Consider the following 20,656-nt stretch of genomic DNA (forward strand, 5'->3'; position numbering starts at 1 on the left):
TCCTGCAGCCAGAGAAGTCGCGGTCGCGACTGACATCGCTCCCGCAGAAGAACGTGTTACGCCAGCAGGGTACGCACCTTCTTCAGTGCGGCAATGAAGCGCTCCACTTCCTCGTGCGTGTTGTAGAACGCGAACGACGCCCGCAGCGTGGCCGCCACGCCGTAGAACTGCAGTAGCGGATGGGCGCAATGCTGGCCTGAGCGCACCGCAACGCCCTCCAGGTCCAGCAGCGTGGCCAGGTCGTGGGCATGGGCGCCTTCGATCAGGAACGAGATCACGGCCGCCTTTTCCTGCGCCCGGCCGAAGATGCGCAGCCCCTCGATCCTGTCCAGTTCCTCGGTGGCATGCGCCAGCAGTTCCGCTTCGCGTGCCTCGACCTTCTCCATCCCCAGCGCATCCAGGTAGTCGACCGCGGCGCCCAGGCCGATGAAGCCGGCGATGTTGGGCGTGCCGGCTTCGAACTTGTGCGGCGCGTCGTTGAAGACGGTGCCGTCGAAGCTGACTTCCTTGATCATCTCGCCGCCACCGATGAAGGGCGGCATGGCCTGCAGGTGTTCCTTGCGTGCCCACAGCGCGCCGGTGCCGGTGGGGCCGCACATCTTGTGGCCGGTGAACGCGTAGAAGTCGCACCCGATGGCGGCGATGTCGACCGCGCGGTGCGGCACGGCCTGCGAGCCGTCGACGACAGTGACGATGCCGCGCTTGCGGGCCTCGCGGCAGATTTCGCGCACCGGGTTCACGGTCCCCAGCACATTGGAGGTGTGGGTGATGGCCAGCAGTTTCACGTCGCCGGTCATCGCGGCATACAACGCATCGAGGTCGAGCGTGCCGTCGGCATGGATCTCCGCGACCTTCACCGTCGCGCCGGTGCGCTGGGCGACCAGCTGCCACGGCACGATGTTGGCGTGGTGCTCCATGCGCGACACCAGGATCGTGTCGCCGGCCTTCAGGCGCGGCAGTGCCCACGAGTAGGCGACCAGATTGATTGCGAACGTGGTGCCGCTGCACAGCACCAGTTCGTCCGGGCGCACATTGAGGAAGCGTGCCAGCTTTCTGCGCGCGCCTTCGTAGGCCTCGGTCGCCTCGGTGCCGAGCGTGTGCACGGCACGGCTGACGTTGGCGTTGTGCTGCCGGTAGAACGCGTCGACGGTCTCGATGACCGATGACGGCTTCTGGCCGGTGTTGGCGCTGTCAAGATAAATCAGCGGCTTGCCGTTGACCTGGCGCGTCAGCAAGGGGAAATCGGCGCGGACCCGGTCCCAGTCGACGCCGGTTTCCGCCGCAGGCGCATGATAGGTCTCGTGGTTCATGCCGCGCCCAAGGTCGCCAGCGCCGCATCGACGCGCGCCACCAGCAGGTCGCGCAGCCCCGCATTCTCGATGACCGACAGCGGTTCGCGGCAGAATGCGGCCGTCAGCAGCTGCTGGGCTTCCGGCGCCGACAGGCCGCGGGAGCGCAGGTAGAACAGCGCGTTGGCTTCCAGTTGGCCGACGGTGGCGCCATGAGCCGCCTTCACTTCGTCGGCGTGGATCTCGAGCACCGGCTGGGTGTCGATCTCTGCGTTGTCGGAGAGCAGCAGGTTCTTGTTCGACAGCGCCGCGTCGGTACCGTCCGCGCCCTCGCGGATCAGGATGCCGCCATGGAAGACCACGCGACCGCGGCCGGCACCCAGGCCGCGCCAGGTCAGCTCGCAGGCGGTATCGCGGGCGATGTGGTCGATACCCAGGCGCGTGTCCACATGGCGGCGACCGTGCGCCAGCAGCACGCCATTGGCGATCAGGCGCGCGCCATTGCCTTCCAGGCGGACATTCAGTTCATGGCGGGACAGGCCGCCATCGAGCTCCAGGTCCACGCGACGGTACACGGTGTCACGGGCCAGTACCGCGTCGGTGCGCAGCAGCGTGGTGGCGCGTGCGCTGTCGGCTTCGACGCGCGCATGCGTCAGGCGGGCGCCCTGCGCCAGGTGCACATGGCTCAGGGCGTTGATGAGGTGCGCGTGCGCGCCGATGGCGACATGGTGCTCCACCACGGTCAGTGCGGCGCCCGCGCGGAGTTCGATCAGGTTACGCAGGTGCCAGGCACGGTCGATGCCGTCTTCGGCGCCGATGAAGACCAGGTGCAAGGGCTGTTCGCTGCGCGTCCCTTCCCCGGCGCGCAGCAGAACGCCTTCGGTGGCGAGCGCGGCGTTGAGGCGGGCGAATACTTCGTCGCCACGCTCGAAGCGGCGCTGCAGGAAGCGCGCCGCATCGCCGCCCTCGGCAAGGGCTTCGGACAGCAACTGCAGGCTGACCCCGTCGGGCAGGTCGGTCGTCAGCGACAGTGCGACGGAATAGCGGCCGTTGACGAACACCGCACGTGGTGCCGGGATGTGGGCCAAGACCATCGGGTCCACGGCGGGCGCGGCGTCCACGCCGGCGAAGCTGCGACGCTCCAGTTGGCGCAGCGAGGTGTATTTCCATGCTTCCGTGCGCGGGCCGGGCAGGCCGTCGCGCAGGGCTTCATCCAGTAGGGCGCGCCGCGCCGCGTCGCCATTGAAACCGGCGGACAGGGAATCCAGCAGCGCGCTCATCAGGCGACCTTCTCCGGCGCCACGCGGTCCTTGATCCACGCGTAGCCGTGCTGTTCGAGTTCCAGCGCCAACTCGGGGCCACCGGTTTCCACGATGCGGCCATTGGCGAGCACATGCACCACGTCCGGCTTGATGTAGTCGAGCAGGCGCTGGTAATGCGTGATGACCAGGAAGGCGCGATCGGGCGAACGCAAGGCATTGACGCCCTCGGCGACGTTCTTCAGCGCGTCGATGTCCAGGCCGCTGTCGGTTTCGTCCAGGATGGCCAGCTTCGGTTCCAGCACGGCGAGCTGGAAGATCTCGTTGCGCTTCTTCTCGCCACCGCTGAAACCTTCGTTGACGCCGCGATGCAGCAGCTCGTCCTTCAGGTGCAGCACGGCCAGCTTCTCGCGAACCAGCTTGAGGAACTGCATGGAATCCAGTTCCGTCTCGCCACGCGCCTTGCGCTGGGCGTTGAGCGCGGCGCGCAGGAAGTAGGTGTTGTTCACGCCCGGGATTTCGACCGGGTACTGGAACGCCAGGAATACGCCGGCGGCGGCGCGCTCTTCCGGTTCCAGTTCCAGCAGCGGCTTGCCTTCGAATTCCACCGTGCCCGCGGTGACCTCATAGCCCTCGCGGCCGGCCAGGATATTGCCCAGCGTGGACTTGCCGGCGCCGTTTGGGCCCATGATGGCGTGCACCTGACCCGGCTTCACGTCGAGCGAGAGGCCTTTCAGGATTTCCTTGCCGGCGACGCTGGCGTGGAGGTTGTCGATCTTGAGCATGTTTGTTTCCGTTTGATTCTTTCGAGCCCCTCTCCCAACGGGAGAGGGGTTGGGGTGAGGGACGATGGAGTCCATATGTTTGATGCCACCGGACTTCGTTGCCCCTCATCCGCCTTACGGGCACCTTCTCCCGCAAGGGAGAAGGGAAAAGCCGTCAGCCCACGCTGCCTTCCAGCGAGACTTCCAGCAGCTTCTTTGCTTCCACTGCGAACTCCATAGGCAGTTCGCGGAAGACCTGCTTGCAGAAACCGTCGACGATCATCGACACCGCGTCTTCCTGGCTGATGCCGCGGGCGCGGCAGTAGAACATCTGGTCGTCGCTGATCTTGGACGTGGTGGCCTCGTGCTCCAGCGTCGCCGTCGGGTTCTTCACCTCGATATAGGGGAAGGTGTGGGCGCCGCACTTCTTGCCGATCAGCAGGCTGTCGCACTGGGTGTGGTTGCGCGCGCCGTCGGCGTTGCGGTCCACTTTCACCAGGCCACGGTAGGTGTTCTGGCCACGGCCGGCGCTGATGCCCTTGCTGACGATCTTCGACTTGGTGCGCTTGCCGACGTGGATCATCTTGGTGCCGGTATCGGCCTGTTGGCGATGGTGGGTCAGGGCGACCGAGTGGAATTCGCCCACCGAGTCGTCGCCCAGCAGCACGCAGGAGGGGTACTTCCAGGTGATCGCCGAACCGGTCTCCACCTGCGTCCACACCACCTTGCTGCGGGCGCCGCGGCATTCGGCGCGCTTGGTGACGAAGTTGTAGATGCCGCCACGGCCTTCTTCGTCGCCGGGGTACCAGTTCTGCACGGTGCTGTACTTGATGTCTGCGTCTTCCAGCGCCACCAGTTCCACCACCGCGGCATGCAGCTGGTTCTCGTCGCGCATCGGCGCGGTGCAGCCTTCCAGGTAGGACACGGACGCCTTGTCCTCGCAGATGATCAGCGTGCGTTCGAACTGGCCGGTATGGCCGGCATTGATGCGGAAGTAGGTGCTGAGCTCCATCGGGCAGCGCACGCCCCTGGGAATGAACACGAAGCTGCCATCGGAGAACACCGCTGAGTTGAGCGCGGCGAAGTAGTTGTCGCCCACCGGCACCACGCTGCCCAGGTACTGCTTCACCAGCGCCGGGTGTTCCTTGATGGCTTCGCTCATCGAGCAGAAGATCACGCCCTTCTCGGCCAGCTCCTTGCGGAACGTGGTGCCGACGGAGACGGAGTCGAACACCGCGTCCACCGCCACGCCGGCCAGCCTGGCGCGCTCGTGCAGTGGCACGCCGAGCTTGTCGTAGGTGTCCAGCAGCTCCTGCGGCACCTCATCCAGCGAGGCGTACTTGGCCTTCGGCGCGGAGTAGTAGCTGATGGCCTGGAAGTCGATCGGCGCGATCTTCAGCTTGGCCCAGTGCGGCACCGGCATGGTCAGCCAGTGGCGATAGGCGGCCAGGCGCCACTCGGTCATCCACTCGGGCTCTTCCTTCTTCGCCGAGAGTGCGCGCACCACGTCCTCGCCGAGGCCGGGCGGCAGCGAATCGGATTCGATGTCGGTGATGAAGCCGGCGTCGTAGCGACGTCCCAACTGTTCCAGGATTTCAGCGTTTTCGGTGGCCATGGGGCTGCCTGCGGTTCAACGAGTGGCGACATGCACGGCGATGGGTCGCCTGCGCACGTCGTCGGAAGAGGAGAGGGGAGGGGCGATCATCTGGGCCAGGGTGAAGCCGCTCAGGGCGTCGGCCACCACGTCGTTGATCAGGCGCCAGTTGGCGCGCGCCCCGCACTGGTGGGCGATGCCGCAGTGGCTTTCGCTCTGGCTGCATTCGGTCATCGCCAGGGGCCCTTCCATGGCCTCGACGATCTGGATCAGGCTGATGTCGGCCGCGTCGCGGCTCAGGCGGTAACCGCCGTGCACGCCGCGCAGGCCTTCCACCAGCCCGGCCTGCGCCAGAGGCTTCAGCACCTTGCTGACCGTGGGCGTCTCCAGGCCGGAATGTTCCGCCAGGTCGGACGCACTGAGAACCTCGCCCGGACGCGCGGCGAGCACGGTCAGGACCACGGTGGCGTAGTCGGTGAGCTTGGTGACACGGAGCATGGGAGAGGTGGGTCTTAAAAACGTACCGAAATTGTACGCTTTTGTCCCCCGGGGCTCAAATCCCGACGGATTCCCCGTTCAGGCGTGCGGACGCGGGCTGACGAATGTCACCCGCGATAGCTGACGGCTGCGACTGATGCCGGGTGGGTCCGGTCAGGAAGATGGGCAGCGTCCACTCGCGGACAGCCTCTCTTCAAGGACAGTCGCCATGAACACGATCCACCGTCACCCCGAATCCGCTTCCTCCCGTCACGGCCTGGACCAGGGCTTCCTGTGGCGCGTGCTGCTCGCCATCGGCGGCGTCTATCTGGCGGTGAAGCTGTTCCGCGGGCTGGGCCAGCTGTTCTGGACGCTGTTCGGCTTGGCGTTCGGCCTGTTCTGGATGGTCAGTGGCCGCGTGTTTCCCTGGTGAATGTGTCCATGGTGGAGTTTTCATAGTGGAGCCCGCCAGCACCGCTCACTGGGCGGCGGCGGGCGGCGAGGGCGGTGCCGGCAGCACCATGCCGAAGTAGGGCGGTGGTGGCGTCCTGCCCGGCGGCAACGCCTCCGGCGCCGGCTGTCCTGCGGCGCCGAGCGCGTGCACGAAACGGTAGATCGCGCGGCGGTCCTCTTCGCTCATGTCGCGCACGGCGAAGTCCGGCATGATCGGGCGGGTACGCAGGTTGGCGCTGTATTCCAGCCATTGCGCCTCGGTCAGCTGCTGCATGCGCAGGCGCAGGTTGCTGGCGTATGTCGTGCCCCAGGGGCCGTGGAAACCCATCGGCGAACCCACCAGCCATCCCGCCTTGTCGACCTTGCCGCCCGATTCGGCATAACCCGGCGTGTGGCAATCGTTGCAGCCGGCGATGCGGACCAGGTATTCGCCGCGCGCGAGAAGGTCGCCTCCCGTCGCTGACGTGGACGCCGGCGGCAGGCTCGCGACGGCGCGTGGCCCGGCGGGCTGGCACGCGGCCAGGAACAATAGCGAGGCAGGCATCAGCAGGGCACGGACAGGGGGCATGGCGAGGAGAATTGAAGGGGACCGGGCAAGGAACGCACCGCCCCGTGGGGACCGGCCATGTGCCGCGCGATGCCGTTCAGCGGCATGGAAGGTGGGAAACGCGGCGGCATTGGGCGAGAATCCCCCCTCCGCACTCCACTGCCTCCCTGGATACCGCATGCCCCGCAAGATCGAAGCCCGTCAATCCGACATCCATGGCAACGGCGTGTTCGCCATCGCCCCGATCGAGAAGGGCGAGCGCGTGGTGGAATACAAGGGCAAGCGCCGCACGCATGACGAAGTGGACGCCGACGACACCGGCGACGTGGATTCGGGCCACACGTTCCTGTTCACGCTCAACGACGACTACGTCATCGACGCGAACCACAAGGGCAACAAGGCGCGCTGGATCAACCACAGTTGCGACCCCAACTGCGAAGCCGTGATCGAAGAGCACGACGGCAAGAACCGCAAGAAGGACAAGGTCTTCATCGAGGCGATCCGCGCGATCAAGCCCGGCGAGGAGCTGACGTACAACTACGGCATCACCCTGTCCGAACCGCACACCGCGCGCCTGAAGAAGATCTGGGCCTGCCGTTGCGGCAGCAAGAAGTGCACTGGCACGATGCTGCAACCCAAGAAGGGTCGCTGATCCCCATCAGGCACGGATGCCGCGGAAGGCCGAACGGTTGAAATGACCGAAGGCAGGTGTCGCGCGCGTGTCCCGCCGCTAACGTGCGCGCACCGGACCACCACCCAGCCTCCATGACCCTGCCACGACTGATCGGCCTGCTTGCCCTGGCCCTGCCCTGCGCCTCCGTCCATGCCGTCGAGATCGACGGCCGGGTCGATCCTGCCGAATGGCAGGGCGCACGCCACGTCACCGACTTCCGCAAGACCCAGCCGCTGACCGGCGAACCGGGTTCGTTGCCCACCGAGGCCTGGATACTGGCCACGCCGGACGGCCTGGCCATCGCGTTCCGCAACACGCACCCTGCCGGCGTGCCACGCACGCGGCAGAGAGTGCAGCGCGATTTCGACGAACAGGTCGACCGCGTCAACGCGTTCATCGATTTCGATGGGGATGGGCGCACCGGCTATGCGTTCACCGTCAGCTCCACCGGTGGCATTGCCGACGAGGTCATCACCAACGAAAACCAGTTCAACAGCGACTGGGACGGCCAGTGGCGGCATGCCGTGGGCGAAGACGAGCAGGGCTGGAGCGTCGAACTGCTGATCCCGTGGCATACCGCGCCGATGCGCGATGGCACCGACGGACAACGCACGCTGAAAGTGTTCCTGGCGCGCGTGATCGGCGTGACCGGCGAGCGCATGGCCTGGCCGAGCGCCAGCTTCGAGCGCCCGCGCTTCATGTCCGATTTCGCGTCCGTCACCGTGCCGCGTTACGACCAGTCCCTGCTGGCGCTGACGCCGTATGTGTCGGGCCTGTACGACAACGTGGGCAGGCGCAGCGACTTCAACGGTGGTGCGGACGTGTTCTGGAAGCCCAACGGTCGCTTCCAGCTCACCGCCACGGTGAACCCGGACTTCGGTCAGGTGGAGGCGGACGACCTGGTGGTGAATTTCAGCGCCACCGAGACCTTCATCAGCGACAAGCGGCCATTCTTCACCGAGAACCAGGGCATCTTCGAGCTGACCACGCCGTCGGACGACAGCCAGCAGCTGTACACGCGTCGCGTGGGCAGCACGGGCGACATCACTGCGGCGCTGAAGTTGAACGGCAGCCTGGGCAAGGCGAACTACGGCCTGTTCTCGGCCGACGAGGATGGTGAGTACGGAAGGAGCTTCCATGCGCTGCGCGTGGTGCGCGATTTCGAAAAGCAGAACCTCGGCGCGATGCTGACCCGCGTGGAGCAGGACGCCACCGACCGCGAGGCCACTGTGCTGGGCGTGGACCACAACTGGCGGCCGACGGCGCGCGTGAACATCCGCAGCCGCGTGCTGGGCAGCCGCATCGACCAGGCTGGGGATCGCGTGCAGGACCTGGGTGCGACGGTGTGGGCCGACTACGAAATGGATGATGGCTGGCGCCAGCAATGGATCGCCATGCACTTCGGCAACGATCTGCAGATCAACGACTTCGGCTATCTCTCGCGCAACAGCACCAACTACCTGCACTGGGAAGTCCGCAAGCGGTTCACCGGACTGCCGGACGCCTCGCGCTATTCCTCCAAGGACTGGCGCTGGCGCGTGAGCAGCAGCCACAACAACCACGGCGACAAGCTCAACGACCAGTTCCGGATGAGCCGCGAGGGTCAGCTGCGCAACGGCAGTTACGAATACGCCCAGATCAACGTCAACAGCGCGGGCCTGAGCGACATGCTGCTGCGTGGCAACGGGGTGGTGCGCATGCCGGCGAACTTCAACACCTACTTCGAGTTCGAGCGGCCGCGCAAGGGCGACTGGGCGCATGAGACGGAACTGGAAACCTCCACCGGCGGCCTGGCGGGCAACCGGAAGCTGGGAGCGGGCGCCGGATATACCGCCACCTACTTCATCAGTGATGCCTTCAGCGTCTACGCCGGCGGCTATGCGCTGTACACCCCCGACTGGCTGGTGTGGCAGCGCGAGGATCTGGTGGGTGGCTTTACTCGGCGGCAGTTCGACGTCAGTGCCGGCCTGGACTGGGTGGTCGACGACCGCCACGAACTGCGGGTGAAGATGCAGGCCATCGCGCTGGACGCGCGCGTGCAGGATGCCTGGCGTTTCGATCCGCAGGGCTACGCGCTGGCGGCGACCGACACGGTGGAGGATTTCAGCGTGCGCAACCTGGGGTTCCAGGTGCGCTACCGCTACGAGCTGGCGCCGCTGTCGTACCTGTACGTGGTCTATGCCCGCGGTGGCTACGAGCAGCGCACCGGCACCGAAGGGGTGGAGGACCTGCTGCAGGACAGCTTCCGCCTGCGCGACGACGAGCAGTTGGTGGTGAAGCTGAGTTACCGCTTCGAGATCTGAAGGCGTCGTCTTCAGGTGACGCGCAAGGCCTGGATTCCGGGCGGCGAGTATCGGGAGCCTTGCGCGCAAGGTTCCGCGACTCGCGTTTGGGCAGGCGCGGCCTTGCGCCCCGGTCCCGGCAGCTTGCGCGCGCGTCTTCGCGACCCATGGCTCGGTATCGGCGCCTTGCACGCAAGTGTCTGCTGCTTGCGGATGAGACTCAGAAGGTCGCGCGCAAGCTTCGAGGGTTCGCAGGCGAGTCTCCGGACCCTGCGGACCTACGTCAGGCGGACGTCACGGCGTCGCGGCGAGCACCAACCGCAACTCCACGTGGCCGTCGTTGATCCGCAGCGAGTCAGCGCCCAACGCGCCGGGTGCCTGGGCCAGATCCTCTTCGGTGAGCGTGTAGAGCGGCCGGGTGCGGGCGTACTCGCCGATCAGCTCCTGCAGGACCTCGCGCGACCCGCCGGGCAGGCCGCGACCGGCGGCGCCGGTGCCCAGGTGTTCGATCCGCGGATCCACCAGGTGCAGGCCGCGGGTGCCTGGGTCGTAGCGCAGTCCGCTGCTGACCACCACGCTGCCGTTCTCCAGGCGTTCGCCCGTGGCCAGCGCGATGTCGTAGTCCATCTGCAGCGTCAGCCGTTCACCGGGCGAGGGAATGCGCACATCCGGATCGCTCAGCGTGAGCGATGCAAAGCCCTCCAATAGCGATTGTTCCATCGGGAAACCGGCGCGCGCCGCCGTCTGCAGCTGGGCGGCGTTGAAGCGCAGCACATTGCCGGTATCGGCCAGGGCGATGGCGAACAGGGCGAGCAGGGCGAGCGGCGCGACGCGCAAGAGCAGGTTCTTCATTGCAGTCCCTTATTGCAGGTGGATGACCACGCGGCCGTCTTCGATCAGCGTGCTGCCGATCCGCTTGCTGGCCGGCAGGCGCCGCAAGGTGTCGCTGTCGATCCGGTATACCGGTTCGGAGCGGGCGTACTCGGCCAGCACCGTGTTGACCAGCTGGCGCGTGCCGCCGGACATCAGCGAGCCGGAGCCCGGCACGTCGACCGACAGGATTTCAGGGTTGTCCAGATGCAGGCCCTGGGTGGCTGGGTCGTAGCGCAGGCGGCTGGCCAGCGCGAAATGGCCGCGGCTGACATCGCGTGCGCCCAGTGCGCTCACCCCGATGTCGAAATCCAGACGCAGGCGATCATCGCCCGACGGAATGCTGAGGCGCGGATTGGTGAGCGTGGCCGATACCAGCCCGCCCAGCTTGTCGAACTCGCGCGGGAAGCTGTGGTTGAGGTAGCGCTGCAGCTGCGGCTGGGTGAAATTGATCTGGTTGCCCAACAGGCCGGTGACCGTGTTGAGAGTCTCGCAGCCGGCGAGGGCAAGCGCGGTGGTACCGGCGAGGGCGGCGACCAGGAAGCGGCGGCGGGTACGCATGGGAAGCTCCGTGACGGGTCGCCGCACCTTAGCCGGCGCCGCCTGTCCGAAGGCTAACCGGCGAGCGCGGGATCCTGCTGGAGTCGTTGCTTGCGTTCGGCCGTGTAGTGCCACCACGGCACCGGTCCGCTGCCTTCCATGAATCGCACGGCGGCGATGAAGCAGTCGCAGAGGCAGGGATCGTGACGCTGGCCGGTGGTTTCGTTTACGCGTCGGTAGAGTGCGAAGGGATCCTGGCCGACAAGCTCCTGCGGTCGGGCGATGCCGATGCCGCGCAGGTCGGCGGCGATGGACGGCCCGATGTTGGGGATGTCCTCAAGTACCCGCGCGTCGTCGGCATGGCGTGCTTTCCTCGACGCAGGCTGGCGCGGGATGGGCGGCATGTCAGCCTGCGTCGCGACCGCGTTCCTTCAGCGATGCGATGAATTCGCCCATGTGCGGGCGCAATGGCGCGAACAGGTCGTCGGCGTCCTTGCGATGATCCAGCATCAGGCCGCTGAGCAGCTTGGTGCCGACGACCAGCGCGGCGCGCTCGTCGCCGCTGAGGCCGCGCTGGCGCTGGAGCTTTTCCAGGATGCGCATCCAGTCGTCGTGGCAGGCGTGTTCGAACTCGATGGTGCAACGGCCGTTGCATTGCAGGCCATCGTCCTCGATGGGCGTGACGGTGATGCGATAGCGGTGGGTGTTGTTGGGCATGGCGGCAGGCGCAGGAGCGCGGTGGGGACCAAAGCCAAGATAGGCCCGTGCGTGCAGTGGAACGAGGGCTGCTGTCGCGATGGACTGTTCTGCCGGACGGCGTCGTTCAGTCAATGCGGGGCGTGTCCACGGAGGCTTTGAACAGCGGCAGCGGATCGTAGGCCCCCTGTTCGCCATAGATGCCATAGTGCAGGTGCGGCGGCGTGCCCTGCGCGTTGCCGGTGGTGCCGACGTAGCCCAGCACATCGCCGGGCTGGACGACTTGCCCGGTGGACAGATCGTCGGCCCAGCCGTCAAGGTGGGCGTAGTAGTGGCGTTCGCGGCCGGGGCCGAGCACCCACACCTGCTTTCCGCCGAGTCCGCCGTCGCGCACCGACACCACCACGCCGCGCGTGGCGCTGACGACGGGCGTGCCACGCTTAGCGAAGATGTCCACGCCCTGGTGGGTACGGTCGGTGCCGCGCGCAGCGCCGAACGTGTCCGCTATCTGCCGAGCACGCACGCCCTGCACGGGCACCGGGAGTTCGCTCGGCGGCGTTGCACGCGAGACCTCCCACAGCATGCGCGCCGACGCCATGAACGGCCGGCCCCACGCCCAGGCAAGCAGCACGGCCAGCGCCACCAGCCACAGCAGCGACCATGCGAGGCGTCGAAAACGGCGCGCGGTCGGTCGCATGGCGCCGGTCAGGGCAGCGGGGGCGGCTGCGGCTGCGAGAGCTGGCGTTCGAGCTGGGCCTTCAGTGACGGGTCGAGCTTCAGCTGTTTCGCCAGTTCATCCAGATAGGCGCGTTCCATGAAGCTCTGATCGTCGGCGACCATCAGGCTGGCGAGATACATTTCGGAGGCGATTTCCGGCGTGCTGGCCGAACGCGCCACCTCGACCGGGTCCAGTGGCTTCTCCAGTTCAGCATGCAGCCACTGCTGCAGTTCGCCATCGTTGCTGATGCGGGCGAACTCCCCCTCGATCACCTGGCGTTCGCGCGCATCGATGTGGCCATCCGCCTTCGCCGCGGCCACCAGCGCTTTCAGGATGGCCTGGCTGTGCAGTTCGGCCTGCGGCGGGGGCAGGCGATCCACGGTCTGCGGACCGGCACCGGCGGCGAATCCACCCTGCTGTTGCTTGTAGTCGCCGTATGCGCGATACGCCATCACGCCGATCGCCGCCAGGCCGCCATAGGTAGCCAGCTTGCGCGTGGTCTTGTTCTTGCCCAGCAACAGGCCCAGCGCGCCGCCGGTGACCGCGCCCTTGCCGAAGTCGGCGTTGAGCAGGCTGCCGCCGCCCTGGGAGGATTTCAGCAGATGGTCGAGGAAGCCCTGGATCTTCATGCGTTGCGTACCTGGTTGGAAGAAGGACAGCAACAGAGTTGCGGGCGAGGCCGGGCGATCACAAGGGTGACCGATGGCACGCCGCTCGGCGAAGCACGCGCGGGCGGGCATCGCACTGATGCGCGTCGGGGGAATGCTGTGCGGGCGAGATGATGTGCCGCAAAAAAAACGGGACGGCATGGCCGTCCCGTTCTGGTGGCACGAGGTGCGCAGCGATCAGGCTGCGGCGTCCTTCAGCTTCTTCAGCGGACGGACCTTGACCTTCACCGAGGCGGGCTTGGCAGCAAACCACTGCTCTTCCTTGGTGAACGGGTTGATGCCCTTGCGCTTCGGCTTGGCCGGCACGTTGACGGCGCTGATCTTCAGCAGGCCCGGCAGGGTGAAGGAGCCGGCGCCCTTCTTGTTGACGGAAGCGTGCACGGCGCTTTCCAGCGAGGCCAGCACGGCGCGGACGTCCTTGGCGGCGATGGCGGTCGCTTCGGCGATGTGGGCGACGAGGCCCGACTTGCTCAGCGCTTCCTTGATCGGCTTCGGCGCGGCCGGCTTGGCGGCGGCCTTCGGTGCAGCTTTCTTGGCGGCCTTCTTCGGCGCGGCCTTCTTGGTGCTCTTTGCCATGTGTCCTGTCTCTACTGTCGAGTGGTTGGGTAATCGGGCCGATCGCATCGGCAAGCGAAATGTAGGGCAAAGGAATCGCGCCGCCAAGGGCAGGAAGGCCCCAAAACGCCTTTTTCTTCGGTTTTTTTCGATTTTCTTTGGTCTGACGCTCGCCGCACGTCGGAAATGGCCGGATATGACGAGCAAACCGGACCGCCTGCGCGCACCGGAAGCGGCATCCATCGCGTGCCGCCGCGACCGGATGCCGCACCGCAATGCACACTCACTCTTCCTCGTGCCTGGGCCTGTAAGCCTCCACCAGCTTCTGCTGCACGCTGGGCGGCACGGGCTCGTAGTGGCTGAAATCCAGGCTATAGCGGCCCTGGCCTGCGGTCATCGACTTGAGTTCGGCCGCGTACCCTTCCAGTTCCGCAAGCGGCACCTGCGCTTTCACCACGATCTCGCCGCGCAGCGCATCCGTGCCGTTGATGCGCGCCCGCTTGCCTGCCAGGCCACCGGTGATGTCGCCCACCTGTGCTTCCGGCACGGCGACCTCCAGATCGACGACCGGCTCGAGGACCTGTGGCCGCGCCTTGGCGATGGCGTCGAGGAAGGCTTTCTTGCCGGCGGCCACGAAGGCGACCTCCTTGCTGTCCACCGCGTGGTGCTTGCCGTCGTGGACGATCACGCGGATGTCCTGCAGCGGATAGCCGGCCAGCGCGCCGCTGCCCAGCACCTGGCGCACGCCTTTCTCCACGGCCGGCAGGAACTGTCCGGGAATGGTGCCGCCCTTGACCTCGTCGACGAACTCGAAGCCGCCGCCGCGCGGCAAAGGTTCGATGCGCAGGAAGACTTCGCCGAACTGCCCGGCGCCGCCGGTCTGCTTCTTGTGGCGATGGTGGCCTTCGGCTTTCGCGCTGACCGTTTCGCGGTAGGCGATGCGCGGTGGGCGTGTCTTCACTTCCACGCCGTGGCGTTCCTTCAGGCGTTCCAGCATCACCCGCAGGTGCAGGTCGGACAGGCCGCGGATGACGGTCTCGTTCAACTCAGGCTGGTGGTCGACAACGAACGCGGGATCTTCCTCGGCCAGTTTCTGCAGCGCCACCGACAGCTTCTGCTCCTGGCCCTTGCTGGCGGCCTCGATGGCCAGGCCGAACATCGGCCTGGGGAAATCGATCGGCGCCAGGTGGATGTGGTCCTCGTCGTGGCTGTCGTGCAGCACGGCGTCGAAGTGCAGATCGTCCACTTTCGCCACTGCGGCGATGTCGCCGGGAATGGCCTGGTCGACTTCCACGTGGTCCTTGCCCTTCAACTTGAACAGGTGCCCGACCTTGAACGGCTTCTTGCCGTCGTCGACGAACAACTGGGTGTCCTTCTTCAGTGTGCCCTGGTAGACGCGGAAGACGCCCAGCTTGCCTACGAAGGGGTCGTTGACGATCTTGAAGACATCGGCGATGACATGAGCGCGCGCATCGGGCACGGCCTCGATGGGTCGCGGGCCGCTGCCGTTGAGCTTCACGAACGGGGGCGGGTTGGCTTCAGCCGGATTCGGAAACAGGCGCTCGGCCACGTCCAGCAGTTCCCTCACGCCCACGCCGGTGCGCGCGGAGGCGAAGCACACCGGCACCAGATGTCCTTCGCGCAGGCACTGCTCGAAGGCATCGTGCAGTTCCTCGCCCGACAGTCCGCTTTCGCCCAGGTCCAGGTAGTGCTCCATCACCGTCTCGTTGATCTCCACCACCTGGTCGATGATCTTCTGGTGCCAGTCGGCGGCGGGCCCGAGGTCGGAGTCGCCCTGGGCCTGGCCGTAACAGTCGATCACCGTCTTGCCACCATCCGTCGGCAGGTTGAGCGGCAGCAGTTCGGGGCCGAATTCCTCGCGCAACGCCGCCAGCACGCCGGCACAGTCGGCGCCTTCGTGGTCGATCTTGTTGATGACGATGGCGCGGCAGAGGTTGCGTTCGCGTGCGCGCTCCATCAACCGGCGCGTGCCGTGCGCAATGCCGGTATCGGCATCCACCACGACCAGTACGGTTTCCACGGCGGAAAATGCCGACAGGGCGGGCCCGCGGAACTCCGGGTAGCCGGGCGTGTCGATCAGGTTGACGTGCATGCCGCCGTGATCGGTGCTGGCGATGGCGGTGTCGATGGAATGCCCGCGCGCCTTCTCGATCGGGTCATGGTCGGACACGGTGGTGCCGCGCTCGATGGTGCCTGCCACCTGGAGGGCGCCGCCGGCATGCAGCAGGGCTTCGAACAGTGTTGTTTTGCCGGCGCCGGGGTGGCCCGCCAGGGCCACGTTGCGGATCTGTTGTGTGCTGTACGACATGAGGCCGTTCCTCCCGAGGGTTGGGGTCGAAGGGCCGTCATGGCTGTCCGGGCTGAGCGCATCCCGTGAGCGGTGTCGCTCGGCGGGCGGTCATGGCGGGCGGTCAGCATCGGCGCGGCTGCCGGAGGGGTCAAGTCGCACTGCGGAACGCGGCGTGAACATTGGCGGGTGTACGCTGCGCGTCCCTTACCCGAGGAGTACGAACATGGCTTTGAAGCGTTATGCGGATGCGGTGTGGAACGGTGACCTGCAGTCCGGCAAAGGCAGCCTGAGCACGCCGCAGAGCGGCCTGTTCGAAGCGCAGAACTACTCCTTCAAGACACGCTTCGGCGACGAGAAGGGCACCAACCCGGAGGAACTGCTGGCGGTCGCGCATGCGGGCTGCTTCAGCATGGCGTTGTCTGCGGTGCTGGGAAAGGCGGGCTTCACGCCGGACAAGATCCAGACCCGTGCCGAGGCGACGATGGAGCCGGGCATGGACCCGGGCCCCACCGTCACCGGCATCAAGCTGACCGTATCGGCCAGCGTGCCGGGCATCAGCGCTGCACAGTTCGAGGAGATCGCCCAGCAGGCGAAAGCGGGCTGCGTGATCTCGCGCGCGCTGTCGGTGCCGGTGTCGCTGGAGGCCACGCTGCTTTGACGGCCGTGCGTGCCGCGCTGCTGGTGCATGGCGCCGGTGGCGGTGGCTGGGAATGGAACGTATGGCGGGGCGTGTTCGAGGCCGCGCGCATCCGGGTGGAAGCGCCCGACCTCGAGCCCGTGCGCGACGGACTGGCGGCGACGCGCCTCGAGGACTACCAGGCCCAGGTCTGCGCTGCGCTCGCAGACCTGCCCCGGCCACGCGTGCTGGTGGGTGCGAGCCTTGGCGGCCTGCTGGCCCTGGGTGCAGCCACGGACGCGGATGCCGTGGTGCTGGTCAATCCGTTGCCGCCTGCGCCGTGGCACGCCGGACTGCCTGTGCGCGCCTGGCCCCACGTGGTGTCGTGGCGACGCGATGCCCGGCTTGCCGGCACGCGCAGGGCGTTGCCCGGGACGGACGAGGCCACCGCGCTGTTCGCCTTCCGGCATTGGCGCGACGAATCCGGCGCGGTTCTGCGCGAGGCGCAGGGCGGCGTCGCACGGGGGCGTCCCGCGTGCCCGACATTGTGCGTGGTGTCGCGATATGACGAAGACGTACCGCCGGAGACGACCCGCGCCATGGCCGATGCCTGGGGCGCGGAAACATTGCAAACGCTTTCGGATTCGCACGTCGGGCCGCTGCTCGGGCGTGAGGCTGCCGGCATCGCCGCGCAAGCTGTCGAATGGCTAAACCGGGCATTGCCGGCCGCCTGAGTTCAGCCATGTTTCACCCGGCGCCCCCGAGCATGCCGGCACGCCAACCCGGCGTAGGGGAGTACCCGACATGAAGCGTCTATCCGCGGCCGTGCTGGCCATCGGCTTGCTGACCACGGGCGTGGCGTCCGCACAATCCTCGCGTTACTACGGTACCGAAGATCGTGACGGCGACCAGCCCTATTACGACTATGCCCGCGTAGTCCGGGTGGATCCGGTCATCGACAGCGGGTACCGAAGCACCGGCGGTGGTGAGCGATGCTATTACCGCGACGCCGATGACGTGTACGCGCGCGATGTCCGTCGCGACGATGTATACGACAACGGCGACTACCGTGACGTCTATGGACAGGACCGCTACGGCGACGACCGTCGCTACCCTGCCGGCGACAACGGCTCGGGCCGCACCGTGGCCACGGTGATCGGCGGCATTGCCGGCGCGGTGCTCGGCAGCAAGGTGGGGGACGGCAGTGGTCGCTACGTCGGTACCGCCGTCGGTTCGATGGTCGGTGGCATGGCGGGCCGTTCCATCTACGACAGCGCCCAGCGCGATCGTCAGGTGCGGCGCGGCCGGGTACGGGTCTGCGATCCCGTACCGGTGAGCGACGGGCGCTACGGTGACGATTACTACGGCGACGGACGCGTCAACGGTTACGACGTGACCTACGAGTACGCCAACCGCACGTACCGGACGCGCACGGACCATCATCCCGGCGACCGCATCCGCATCCGCGTGGATGTCCGCCCCGAATGAGCCTGCAGGCGCGTCCGCTCAGCGGATGTCTCGCCCGGCAACGCAAATCAGTCGAAAACCGGAGGGGCCGCAAGGCCTCTCTTCCGTATCCGGGTTGCCGCAGTGCGCGCGAGACCGCATAGTCCGGCCGGTCACCAAACGGGGAGCGGGGCATGCGGCGTCTGGCATTGGGAATCGGATGTGCCCTGGCGCTGGCAGGTGCCGCGCAGGCGCAGGTGCGGGTATTGACGGCGACGCGCGTGCATACCTCCGATCCGGACCGCCCTGTTGTTGAGGCGCTGGCATGGGACGCCACGGGCCGCGTCCTGGCGGTGGGCGATGCCAAGGCGTTGCTCGCGCGGTATCCCGATGCGAAGCGCATCGATGCGACCGGCAAGACCGTCATCCCCGGCCTGATCGACGCGCACGGCCATGTGATGGGGCTGGGCTATGCGCTGATGCGTGTCGATCTGGTCGATGCGCGCGACAAGGCCGAGGTGATCGTGCGCCTGCGCGCGTACGAGAAACAGCTTCCACCCAACGCATGGCTGCTTGGCAGCGGCTGGGACCAGAACGACTGGCCGGAGAAGGCATTCCCGACAGCCGCCGACCTGGATGCGGCCTTCCCCGAGCGTCCTGTCTGGCTCGAGCGCGTGGATGGCCATGCCGGCTGGGCGAACAGCGCGGCGCTGCGCGCGGCGGCAGCCAAGGCGGTGCGTCCGCTGGAAGGCGACTGGCAGCCGGACGGTGGGCGCATCGAGCGCATCGAGGGCAAGCCGAGCGGGGTGTTCGTGGATGCCGCGATGTCGCTGGTCCACGCCGTCGTTCCCGCGCCCGATACCGCCTACCGCCGCCAGGCATTGGAGAAGGCGTTGCAGGCCGCAGTGCGCAATGGCCTGACCGGTGTGCACGATATGGGCGTGTCGCGCGAGGACCTGGCGCTGATGGTGCAGTTCGCCGATGAACAACGCCTGCCGCTGCGCATCGACGCGTATGCGGATGGGGACGGTGCCGCGCTTGCAGACCTTTGCGCGCGCGGTCTGTACGGCCATGCGGGTGGCCGACTGCAGATGCGCGGCGTGAAACTGTATGCCGATGGCGCGCTGGGCAGCCGCGGCGCTGCGTTGCTGGAGGACTACAGTGACGACCCCGGCAATCGGGGCCTGCTGGTGACCGAACCCGGCGCGCTGGAAGCCGCGATGCGCAAGGCGCACGGCTGTGGCGTGCAGGTGGCCACGCATGCGATCGGTGATCGTGGCAATCGCCTGGTGCTGGATGCCTACCAGCGCGTACTGGGTGGCACGGCGAAGATGGACCATCGCTGGCGCATCGAGCATGCGCAGGTCGTTGCGCCGGAGGAGTTCCCGCGCTTCGCCGAGCTTGGCGTGATCGCTTCGATGCAGCCCACGCACGCCACATCCGACATGCCATGGGCACAGGACCGTCTGGGTCCGGTACGCATCAAGGGCGCGTATGCGTGGCAGCGCATGCAGGCCAACGGCGTGAAGCTGGCGCTGGGTTCGGATTTTCCGGTGGAATCGGTCGACCCGCGGCGCGGCCTGCACGCGGCGGTGACGCGGCAGGATGTGCACGATCATCCTGCGGGCGGCTGGAGGGCGGCCGAACGCCTGAGTGCTGCGGAAGCGCTGCGGGGTTTCACCGCCGATGCCGCCTGGGCCGCGCATGACGAGCGCGACGTCGGGCGGCTCGCGCCGGGATTCCGCGCGGACTTCGTGGTGCTGGACGAAGATCCGCTCGCGGTGCCGGGTGAGCAGCTGGATGACCTGCATGTGCGTTCGACGTGGGTCGACGGCAAGCCAGTCTACGAAGTGGAGTAGGCCGGCTTTCCTGTAGGAGCGACGTCAGTCGCGACCGCACGGCCAGAGTGGTTACAGATGCGCGGGTCGGGCGCGTTACTCCATTCCCGGGATTTCCTGCATGCCTAAGGCCACGCGGTCGCGACTGACGTCGCTCCTGCAGAGGCAGTGATCGCTACCAGTCGATGCGACCCGTCACGATGGTGCGCACGTGGCCACCGGACCAGACGTCACCGGCCTCATCCACGCGCAATTGCAGGCGGGCGTCGTAGCCGACTTCGCGGCCCTGGCTGACGATGTATTGTCCGTTGCGACCCGGCAATGCGTCGCATGATGCCAGCCAGGCGGCCAGGGTCGCGTTGGCGGCGCCCGAGGCCGCATCCTCGAACGCGGCGGGCGCGCCGACGAAGGCACGCACGGCGAGATCGTAGCCCTGGCCCTGCGCGCGCGCATAGGCGCACACACCCATGCTGTCGGTGGCGGTTGCCAGCGCGCTGATCGCCGTCCAGTCCGGTGCGGCGGCACGCAGCGCCGCCTCGTCACGGACTTCGGCAAGCCACCAGCGGCGTCCACCATCGATCAAGGCGGGAGGCAACCGGCCCGCAGGCAGGTTCGCGATGGCCGCGCGCAGTACCTCGTCGCTGTACGTGTCGCCTGTCTTCACCACGTGGGCACGGGGCGTGCGTACGGCGATGGTGCGGCCGGCAGCATCGTCTTCGACACGCAACGGCAGCAGGCCGGCCACGCCCTCCTGCACCAGCAGGCCATCGATGGGCGTCGCCAGTCCGGCATCGAGCACGACATGCGCCGTGCCCACGCTCGGGTGGCCGGCGAATGGCACCTCGCGGCGCGGGCTGAACATGCGTACGGCGTAGCTCGCACCGGGCTGCGTGGGCGCGAACACGAAGGTTGTTTCCGGCAGGCGTGTCCAGCGGGCGATGGCCTGCATGGCCGCATCGTCCAGGCCGGCGGCATCGAGAACGACGGCCAAGGGATTGCCGGCGCCAGGGCGGTCGGCGAACACGTCCAGCTGGACGTAACGGCGAGAAGTCATGTCGGG

Annotated in this window: 22 protein-coding genes; 7 read left to right on the forward strand and 15 right to left on the reverse strand. The window is 67.2% G+C overall.

All coding sequences use genetic code 11. The features are described 5' to 3' along the window. Positions 1 to 56: 56 nt before the first annotated feature. The 5 genes from FB548_RS05120 to FB548_RS05140 form a co-directional block, all read right to left on the reverse strand. A complete protein-coding gene (locus FB548_RS05120) occupies positions 57 to 1,310 on the reverse strand; it encodes a cysteine desulfurase (protein ID WP_142123638.1) in 1,254 nt (417 codons plus the stop codon). Further along, positions 1,307 to 2,569, reverse strand: coding sequence for a Fe-S cluster assembly protein SufD (gene sufD, locus FB548_RS05125; RefSeq protein WP_142123639.1), 1,263 nt, complete (start codon positions 2,567 to 2,569; stop codon positions 1,307 to 1,309). Before sufD ends, FB548_RS05120 begins: the two co-directional genes overlap by 4 nt. Next, positions 2,569 to 3,333, reverse strand: a complete 765-nt coding sequence (sufC, locus tag FB548_RS05130; protein ID WP_142123640.1) for a Fe-S cluster assembly ATPase SufC — start codon at positions 3,331 to 3,333, stop codon at positions 2,569 to 2,571. The genes sufD and sufC overlap by 1 nt, the downstream gene beginning before the upstream one ends. A gap of 154 nt (positions 3,334 to 3,487) precedes the next feature. Continuing rightward, on the reverse strand, positions 3,488 to 4,927 hold the full coding sequence (gene sufB / locus FB548_RS05135) for a Fe-S cluster assembly protein SufB (RefSeq protein ID WP_142123641.1): 1,440 nt from the start codon (positions 4,925 to 4,927) through the stop codon (positions 3,488 to 3,490). A 15-nt stretch (positions 4,928 to 4,942) separates the two neighbouring features. Beyond that, positions 4,943 to 5,404, reverse strand: coding sequence for an SUF system Fe-S cluster assembly regulator (locus tag FB548_RS05140; protein WP_142123642.1), 462 nt, complete (start codon positions 5,402 to 5,404; stop codon positions 4,943 to 4,945). 208 nt (positions 5,405 to 5,612) lie between these two features. Between FB548_RS05140 and FB548_RS05145 the strand changes: the two genes are divergently transcribed. Continuing rightward, on the forward strand, positions 5,613 to 5,816 hold the full coding sequence (locus FB548_RS05145; protein ID WP_142123643.1) for a hypothetical protein: 204 nt from the start codon (positions 5,613 to 5,615) through the stop codon (positions 5,814 to 5,816). A gap of 45 nt (positions 5,817 to 5,861) precedes the next feature. Here FB548_RS05145 and FB548_RS05150 read toward each other — a convergent pair whose 3' ends face one another. Then, positions 5,862 to 6,404 (reverse strand): cytochrome C, encoded by a 543-nt coding sequence (locus tag FB548_RS05150; RefSeq protein ID WP_142123644.1) that lies wholly within the window; start codon positions 6,402 to 6,404, stop codon positions 5,862 to 5,864. Between the two features lie 157 nt (positions 6,405 to 6,561). On the opposite strand from FB548_RS05150, the gene FB548_RS05155 reads away from it, so the two are divergent. Beyond that, positions 6,562 to 7,035, forward strand: coding sequence for an SET domain-containing protein-lysine N-methyltransferase (locus FB548_RS05155; RefSeq protein WP_142123645.1), 474 nt, complete (start codon positions 6,562 to 6,564; stop codon positions 7,033 to 7,035). A 113-nt stretch (positions 7,036 to 7,148) separates the two neighbouring features. Beyond that, positions 7,149 to 9,359, forward strand: a complete 2,211-nt coding sequence (locus FB548_RS05160; protein ID WP_142123646.1) for a DUF5916 domain-containing protein — start codon at positions 7,149 to 7,151, stop codon at positions 9,357 to 9,359. 273 nt (positions 9,360 to 9,632) lie between these two features. Here FB548_RS05160 and FB548_RS05165 read toward each other — a convergent pair whose 3' ends face one another. From FB548_RS05165 to fusA, 8 genes are all read right to left on the reverse strand, one after another. Then, the gene (locus FB548_RS05165; protein ID WP_142123647.1) at positions 9,633 to 10,190 is read right to left on the reverse strand and encodes a DUF1439 domain-containing protein; all 558 of its coding nucleotides are present in this window, start codon (positions 10,188 to 10,190) and stop codon (positions 9,633 to 9,635) included. Between the two features lie 9 nt (positions 10,191 to 10,199). After that, positions 10,200 to 10,769: a DUF1439 domain-containing protein gene (locus FB548_RS05170; protein WP_142123648.1), complete on the reverse strand. Its 570-nt coding sequence runs from the start codon at positions 10,767 to 10,769 to the stop codon at positions 10,200 to 10,202. Between the two features lie 53 nt (positions 10,770 to 10,822). Beyond that, the gene (locus FB548_RS05175) at positions 10,823 to 11,152 is read right to left on the reverse strand and encodes a helix-hairpin-helix domain-containing protein (RefSeq protein WP_142123649.1); all 330 of its coding nucleotides are present in this window, start codon (positions 11,150 to 11,152) and stop codon (positions 10,823 to 10,825) included. Position 11,153: 1 nt separating this feature from the next. Next, positions 11,154 to 11,465, reverse strand: coding sequence for a DUF3861 domain-containing protein (locus FB548_RS05180; protein WP_142123650.1), 312 nt, complete (start codon positions 11,463 to 11,465; stop codon positions 11,154 to 11,156). A gap of 106 nt (positions 11,466 to 11,571) precedes the next feature. Further along, positions 11,572 to 12,141 carry a M23 family metallopeptidase gene (locus FB548_RS05185; RefSeq protein ID WP_142123651.1) on the reverse strand — a complete coding sequence of 190 codons (570 nt, stop codon included), beginning with the start codon at positions 12,139 to 12,141 and terminating at the stop codon, positions 11,572 to 11,574. Between the two features lie 8 nt (positions 12,142 to 12,149). Beyond that, positions 12,150 to 12,791: a tellurite resistance TerB family protein gene (locus tag FB548_RS05190; protein WP_142123652.1), complete on the reverse strand. Its 642-nt coding sequence runs from the start codon at positions 12,789 to 12,791 to the stop codon at positions 12,150 to 12,152. A 216-nt stretch (positions 12,792 to 13,007) separates the two neighbouring features. Continuing rightward, a complete protein-coding gene (locus FB548_RS05195; RefSeq protein ID WP_142123653.1) occupies positions 13,008 to 13,406 on the reverse strand; it encodes an HU family DNA-binding protein in 399 nt (132 codons plus the stop codon). A 262-nt stretch (positions 13,407 to 13,668) separates the two neighbouring features. Further along, complete coding sequence (fusA, locus tag FB548_RS05200) at positions 13,669 to 15,714, reverse strand: elongation factor G (protein ID WP_142123654.1); 2,046 nt, start codon at positions 15,712 to 15,714, stop codon at positions 13,669 to 13,671. Between the two features lie 205 nt (positions 15,715 to 15,919). Between fusA and FB548_RS05205 the strand changes: the two genes are divergently transcribed. From FB548_RS05205 to FB548_RS05220, 4 genes are all read left to right on the forward strand, one after another. After that, positions 15,920 to 16,354 (forward strand): OsmC family protein, encoded by a 435-nt coding sequence (locus tag FB548_RS05205; protein WP_185741982.1) that lies wholly within the window; start codon positions 15,920 to 15,922, stop codon positions 16,352 to 16,354. A gap of 5 nt (positions 16,355 to 16,359) precedes the next feature. Then, the gene (locus FB548_RS05210; protein WP_255470398.1) at positions 16,360 to 17,046 is read left to right on the forward strand and encodes an alpha/beta fold hydrolase; all 687 of its coding nucleotides are present in this window, start codon (positions 16,360 to 16,362) and stop codon (positions 17,044 to 17,046) included. A 70-nt stretch (positions 17,047 to 17,116) separates the two neighbouring features. Beyond that, on the forward strand, positions 17,117 to 17,800 hold the full coding sequence (locus FB548_RS05215; protein WP_142123656.1) for a glycine zipper 2TM domain-containing protein: 684 nt from the start codon (positions 17,117 to 17,119) through the stop codon (positions 17,798 to 17,800). A gap of 152 nt (positions 17,801 to 17,952) precedes the next feature. Further along, positions 17,953 to 19,617, forward strand: coding sequence for an amidohydrolase (locus tag FB548_RS05220; RefSeq protein ID WP_142123657.1), 1,665 nt, complete (start codon positions 17,953 to 17,955; stop codon positions 19,615 to 19,617). Between the two features lie 154 nt (positions 19,618 to 19,771). On the opposite strand, the gene FB548_RS05225 is transcribed toward FB548_RS05220, so the two are convergent. After that, complete coding sequence (locus FB548_RS05225) at positions 19,772 to 20,650, reverse strand: PhzF family phenazine biosynthesis protein (RefSeq protein ID WP_142123658.1); 879 nt, start codon at positions 20,648 to 20,650, stop codon at positions 19,772 to 19,774. Positions 20,651 to 20,656: the final 6 nt, after the last annotated feature.

This window comes from Pseudoxanthomonas sp. 3HH-4 (genome assembly GCF_006716465.1).
In the GTDB taxonomy this organism is placed as follows: domain Bacteria; phylum Pseudomonadota; class Gammaproteobacteria; order Xanthomonadales; family Xanthomonadaceae; genus Pseudoxanthomonas_A.

What these genes read in the sequence shown, in the direction of transcription:
- FB548_RS05120 (WP_142123638.1), bottom strand. Translation starts at nt 1,310, where the DNA reads ATGAACCACGAGACCTATCATGCGCCTGCGGCGGAAACCGGCGTCGAC.
- sufD (WP_142123639.1), bottom strand. Translation starts at nt 2,569, where the DNA reads ATGAGCGCGCTGCTGGATTCCCTGTCCGCCGGTTTCAATGGCGACGCG.
- sufC (WP_142123640.1), bottom strand. Translation starts at nt 3,333, where the DNA reads ATGCTCAAGATCGACAACCTCCACGCCAGCGTCGCCGGCAAGGAAATC.
- sufB (WP_142123641.1), bottom strand. Translation starts at nt 4,927, where the DNA reads ATGGCCACCGAAAACGCTGAAATCCTGGAACAGTTGGGACGTCGCTAC.
- FB548_RS05140 (WP_142123642.1), bottom strand. Translation starts at nt 5,404, where the DNA reads ATGCTCCGTGTCACCAAGCTCACCGACTACGCCACCGTGGTCCTGACC.
- FB548_RS05145 (WP_142123643.1), top strand. Translation starts at nt 5,613, where the DNA reads ATGAACACGATCCACCGTCACCCCGAATCCGCTTCCTCCCGTCACGGC.
- FB548_RS05150 (WP_142123644.1), bottom strand. Translation starts at nt 6,404, where the DNA reads ATGCCCCCTGTCCGTGCCCTGCTGATGCCTGCCTCGCTATTGTTCCTG.
- FB548_RS05155 (WP_142123645.1), top strand. Translation starts at nt 6,562, where the DNA reads ATGCCCCGCAAGATCGAAGCCCGTCAATCCGACATCCATGGCAACGGC.
- FB548_RS05160 (WP_142123646.1), top strand. Translation starts at nt 7,149, where the DNA reads ATGACCCTGCCACGACTGATCGGCCTGCTTGCCCTGGCCCTGCCCTGC.
- FB548_RS05165 (WP_142123647.1), bottom strand. Translation starts at nt 10,190, where the DNA reads ATGAAGAACCTGCTCTTGCGCGTCGCGCCGCTCGCCCTGCTCGCCCTG.
- FB548_RS05170 (WP_142123648.1), bottom strand. Translation starts at nt 10,769, where the DNA reads ATGCGTACCCGCCGCCGCTTCCTGGTCGCCGCCCTCGCCGGTACCACC.
- FB548_RS05175 (WP_142123649.1), bottom strand. Translation starts at nt 11,152, where the DNA reads ATGCCGCCCATCCCGCGCCAGCCTGCGTCGAGGAAAGCACGCCATGCC.
- FB548_RS05180 (WP_142123650.1), bottom strand. Translation starts at nt 11,465, where the DNA reads ATGCCCAACAACACCCACCGCTATCGCATCACCGTCACGCCCATCGAG.
- FB548_RS05185 (WP_142123651.1), bottom strand. Translation starts at nt 12,141, where the DNA reads ATGCGACCGACCGCGCGCCGTTTTCGACGCCTCGCATGGTCGCTGCTG.
- FB548_RS05190 (WP_142123652.1), bottom strand. Translation starts at nt 12,791, where the DNA reads ATGAAGATCCAGGGCTTCCTCGACCATCTGCTGAAATCCTCCCAGGGC.
- FB548_RS05195 (WP_142123653.1), bottom strand. Translation starts at nt 13,406, where the DNA reads ATGGCAAAGAGCACCAAGAAGGCCGCGCCGAAGAAGGCCGCCAAGAAA.
- fusA (WP_142123654.1), bottom strand. Translation starts at nt 15,714, where the DNA reads ATGTCGTACAGCACACAACAGATCCGCAACGTGGCCCTGGCGGGCCAC.
- FB548_RS05205 (WP_185741982.1), top strand. Translation starts at nt 15,920, where the DNA reads ATGGCTTTGAAGCGTTATGCGGATGCGGTGTGGAACGGTGACCTGCAG.
- FB548_RS05215 (WP_142123656.1), top strand. Translation starts at nt 17,117, where the DNA reads ATGAAGCGTCTATCCGCGGCCGTGCTGGCCATCGGCTTGCTGACCACG.
- FB548_RS05220 (WP_142123657.1), top strand. Translation starts at nt 17,953, where the DNA reads ATGCGGCGTCTGGCATTGGGAATCGGATGTGCCCTGGCGCTGGCAGGT.
- FB548_RS05225 (WP_142123658.1), bottom strand. Translation starts at nt 20,650, where the DNA reads ATGACTTCTCGCCGTTACGTCCAGCTGGACGTGTTCGCCGACCGCCCT.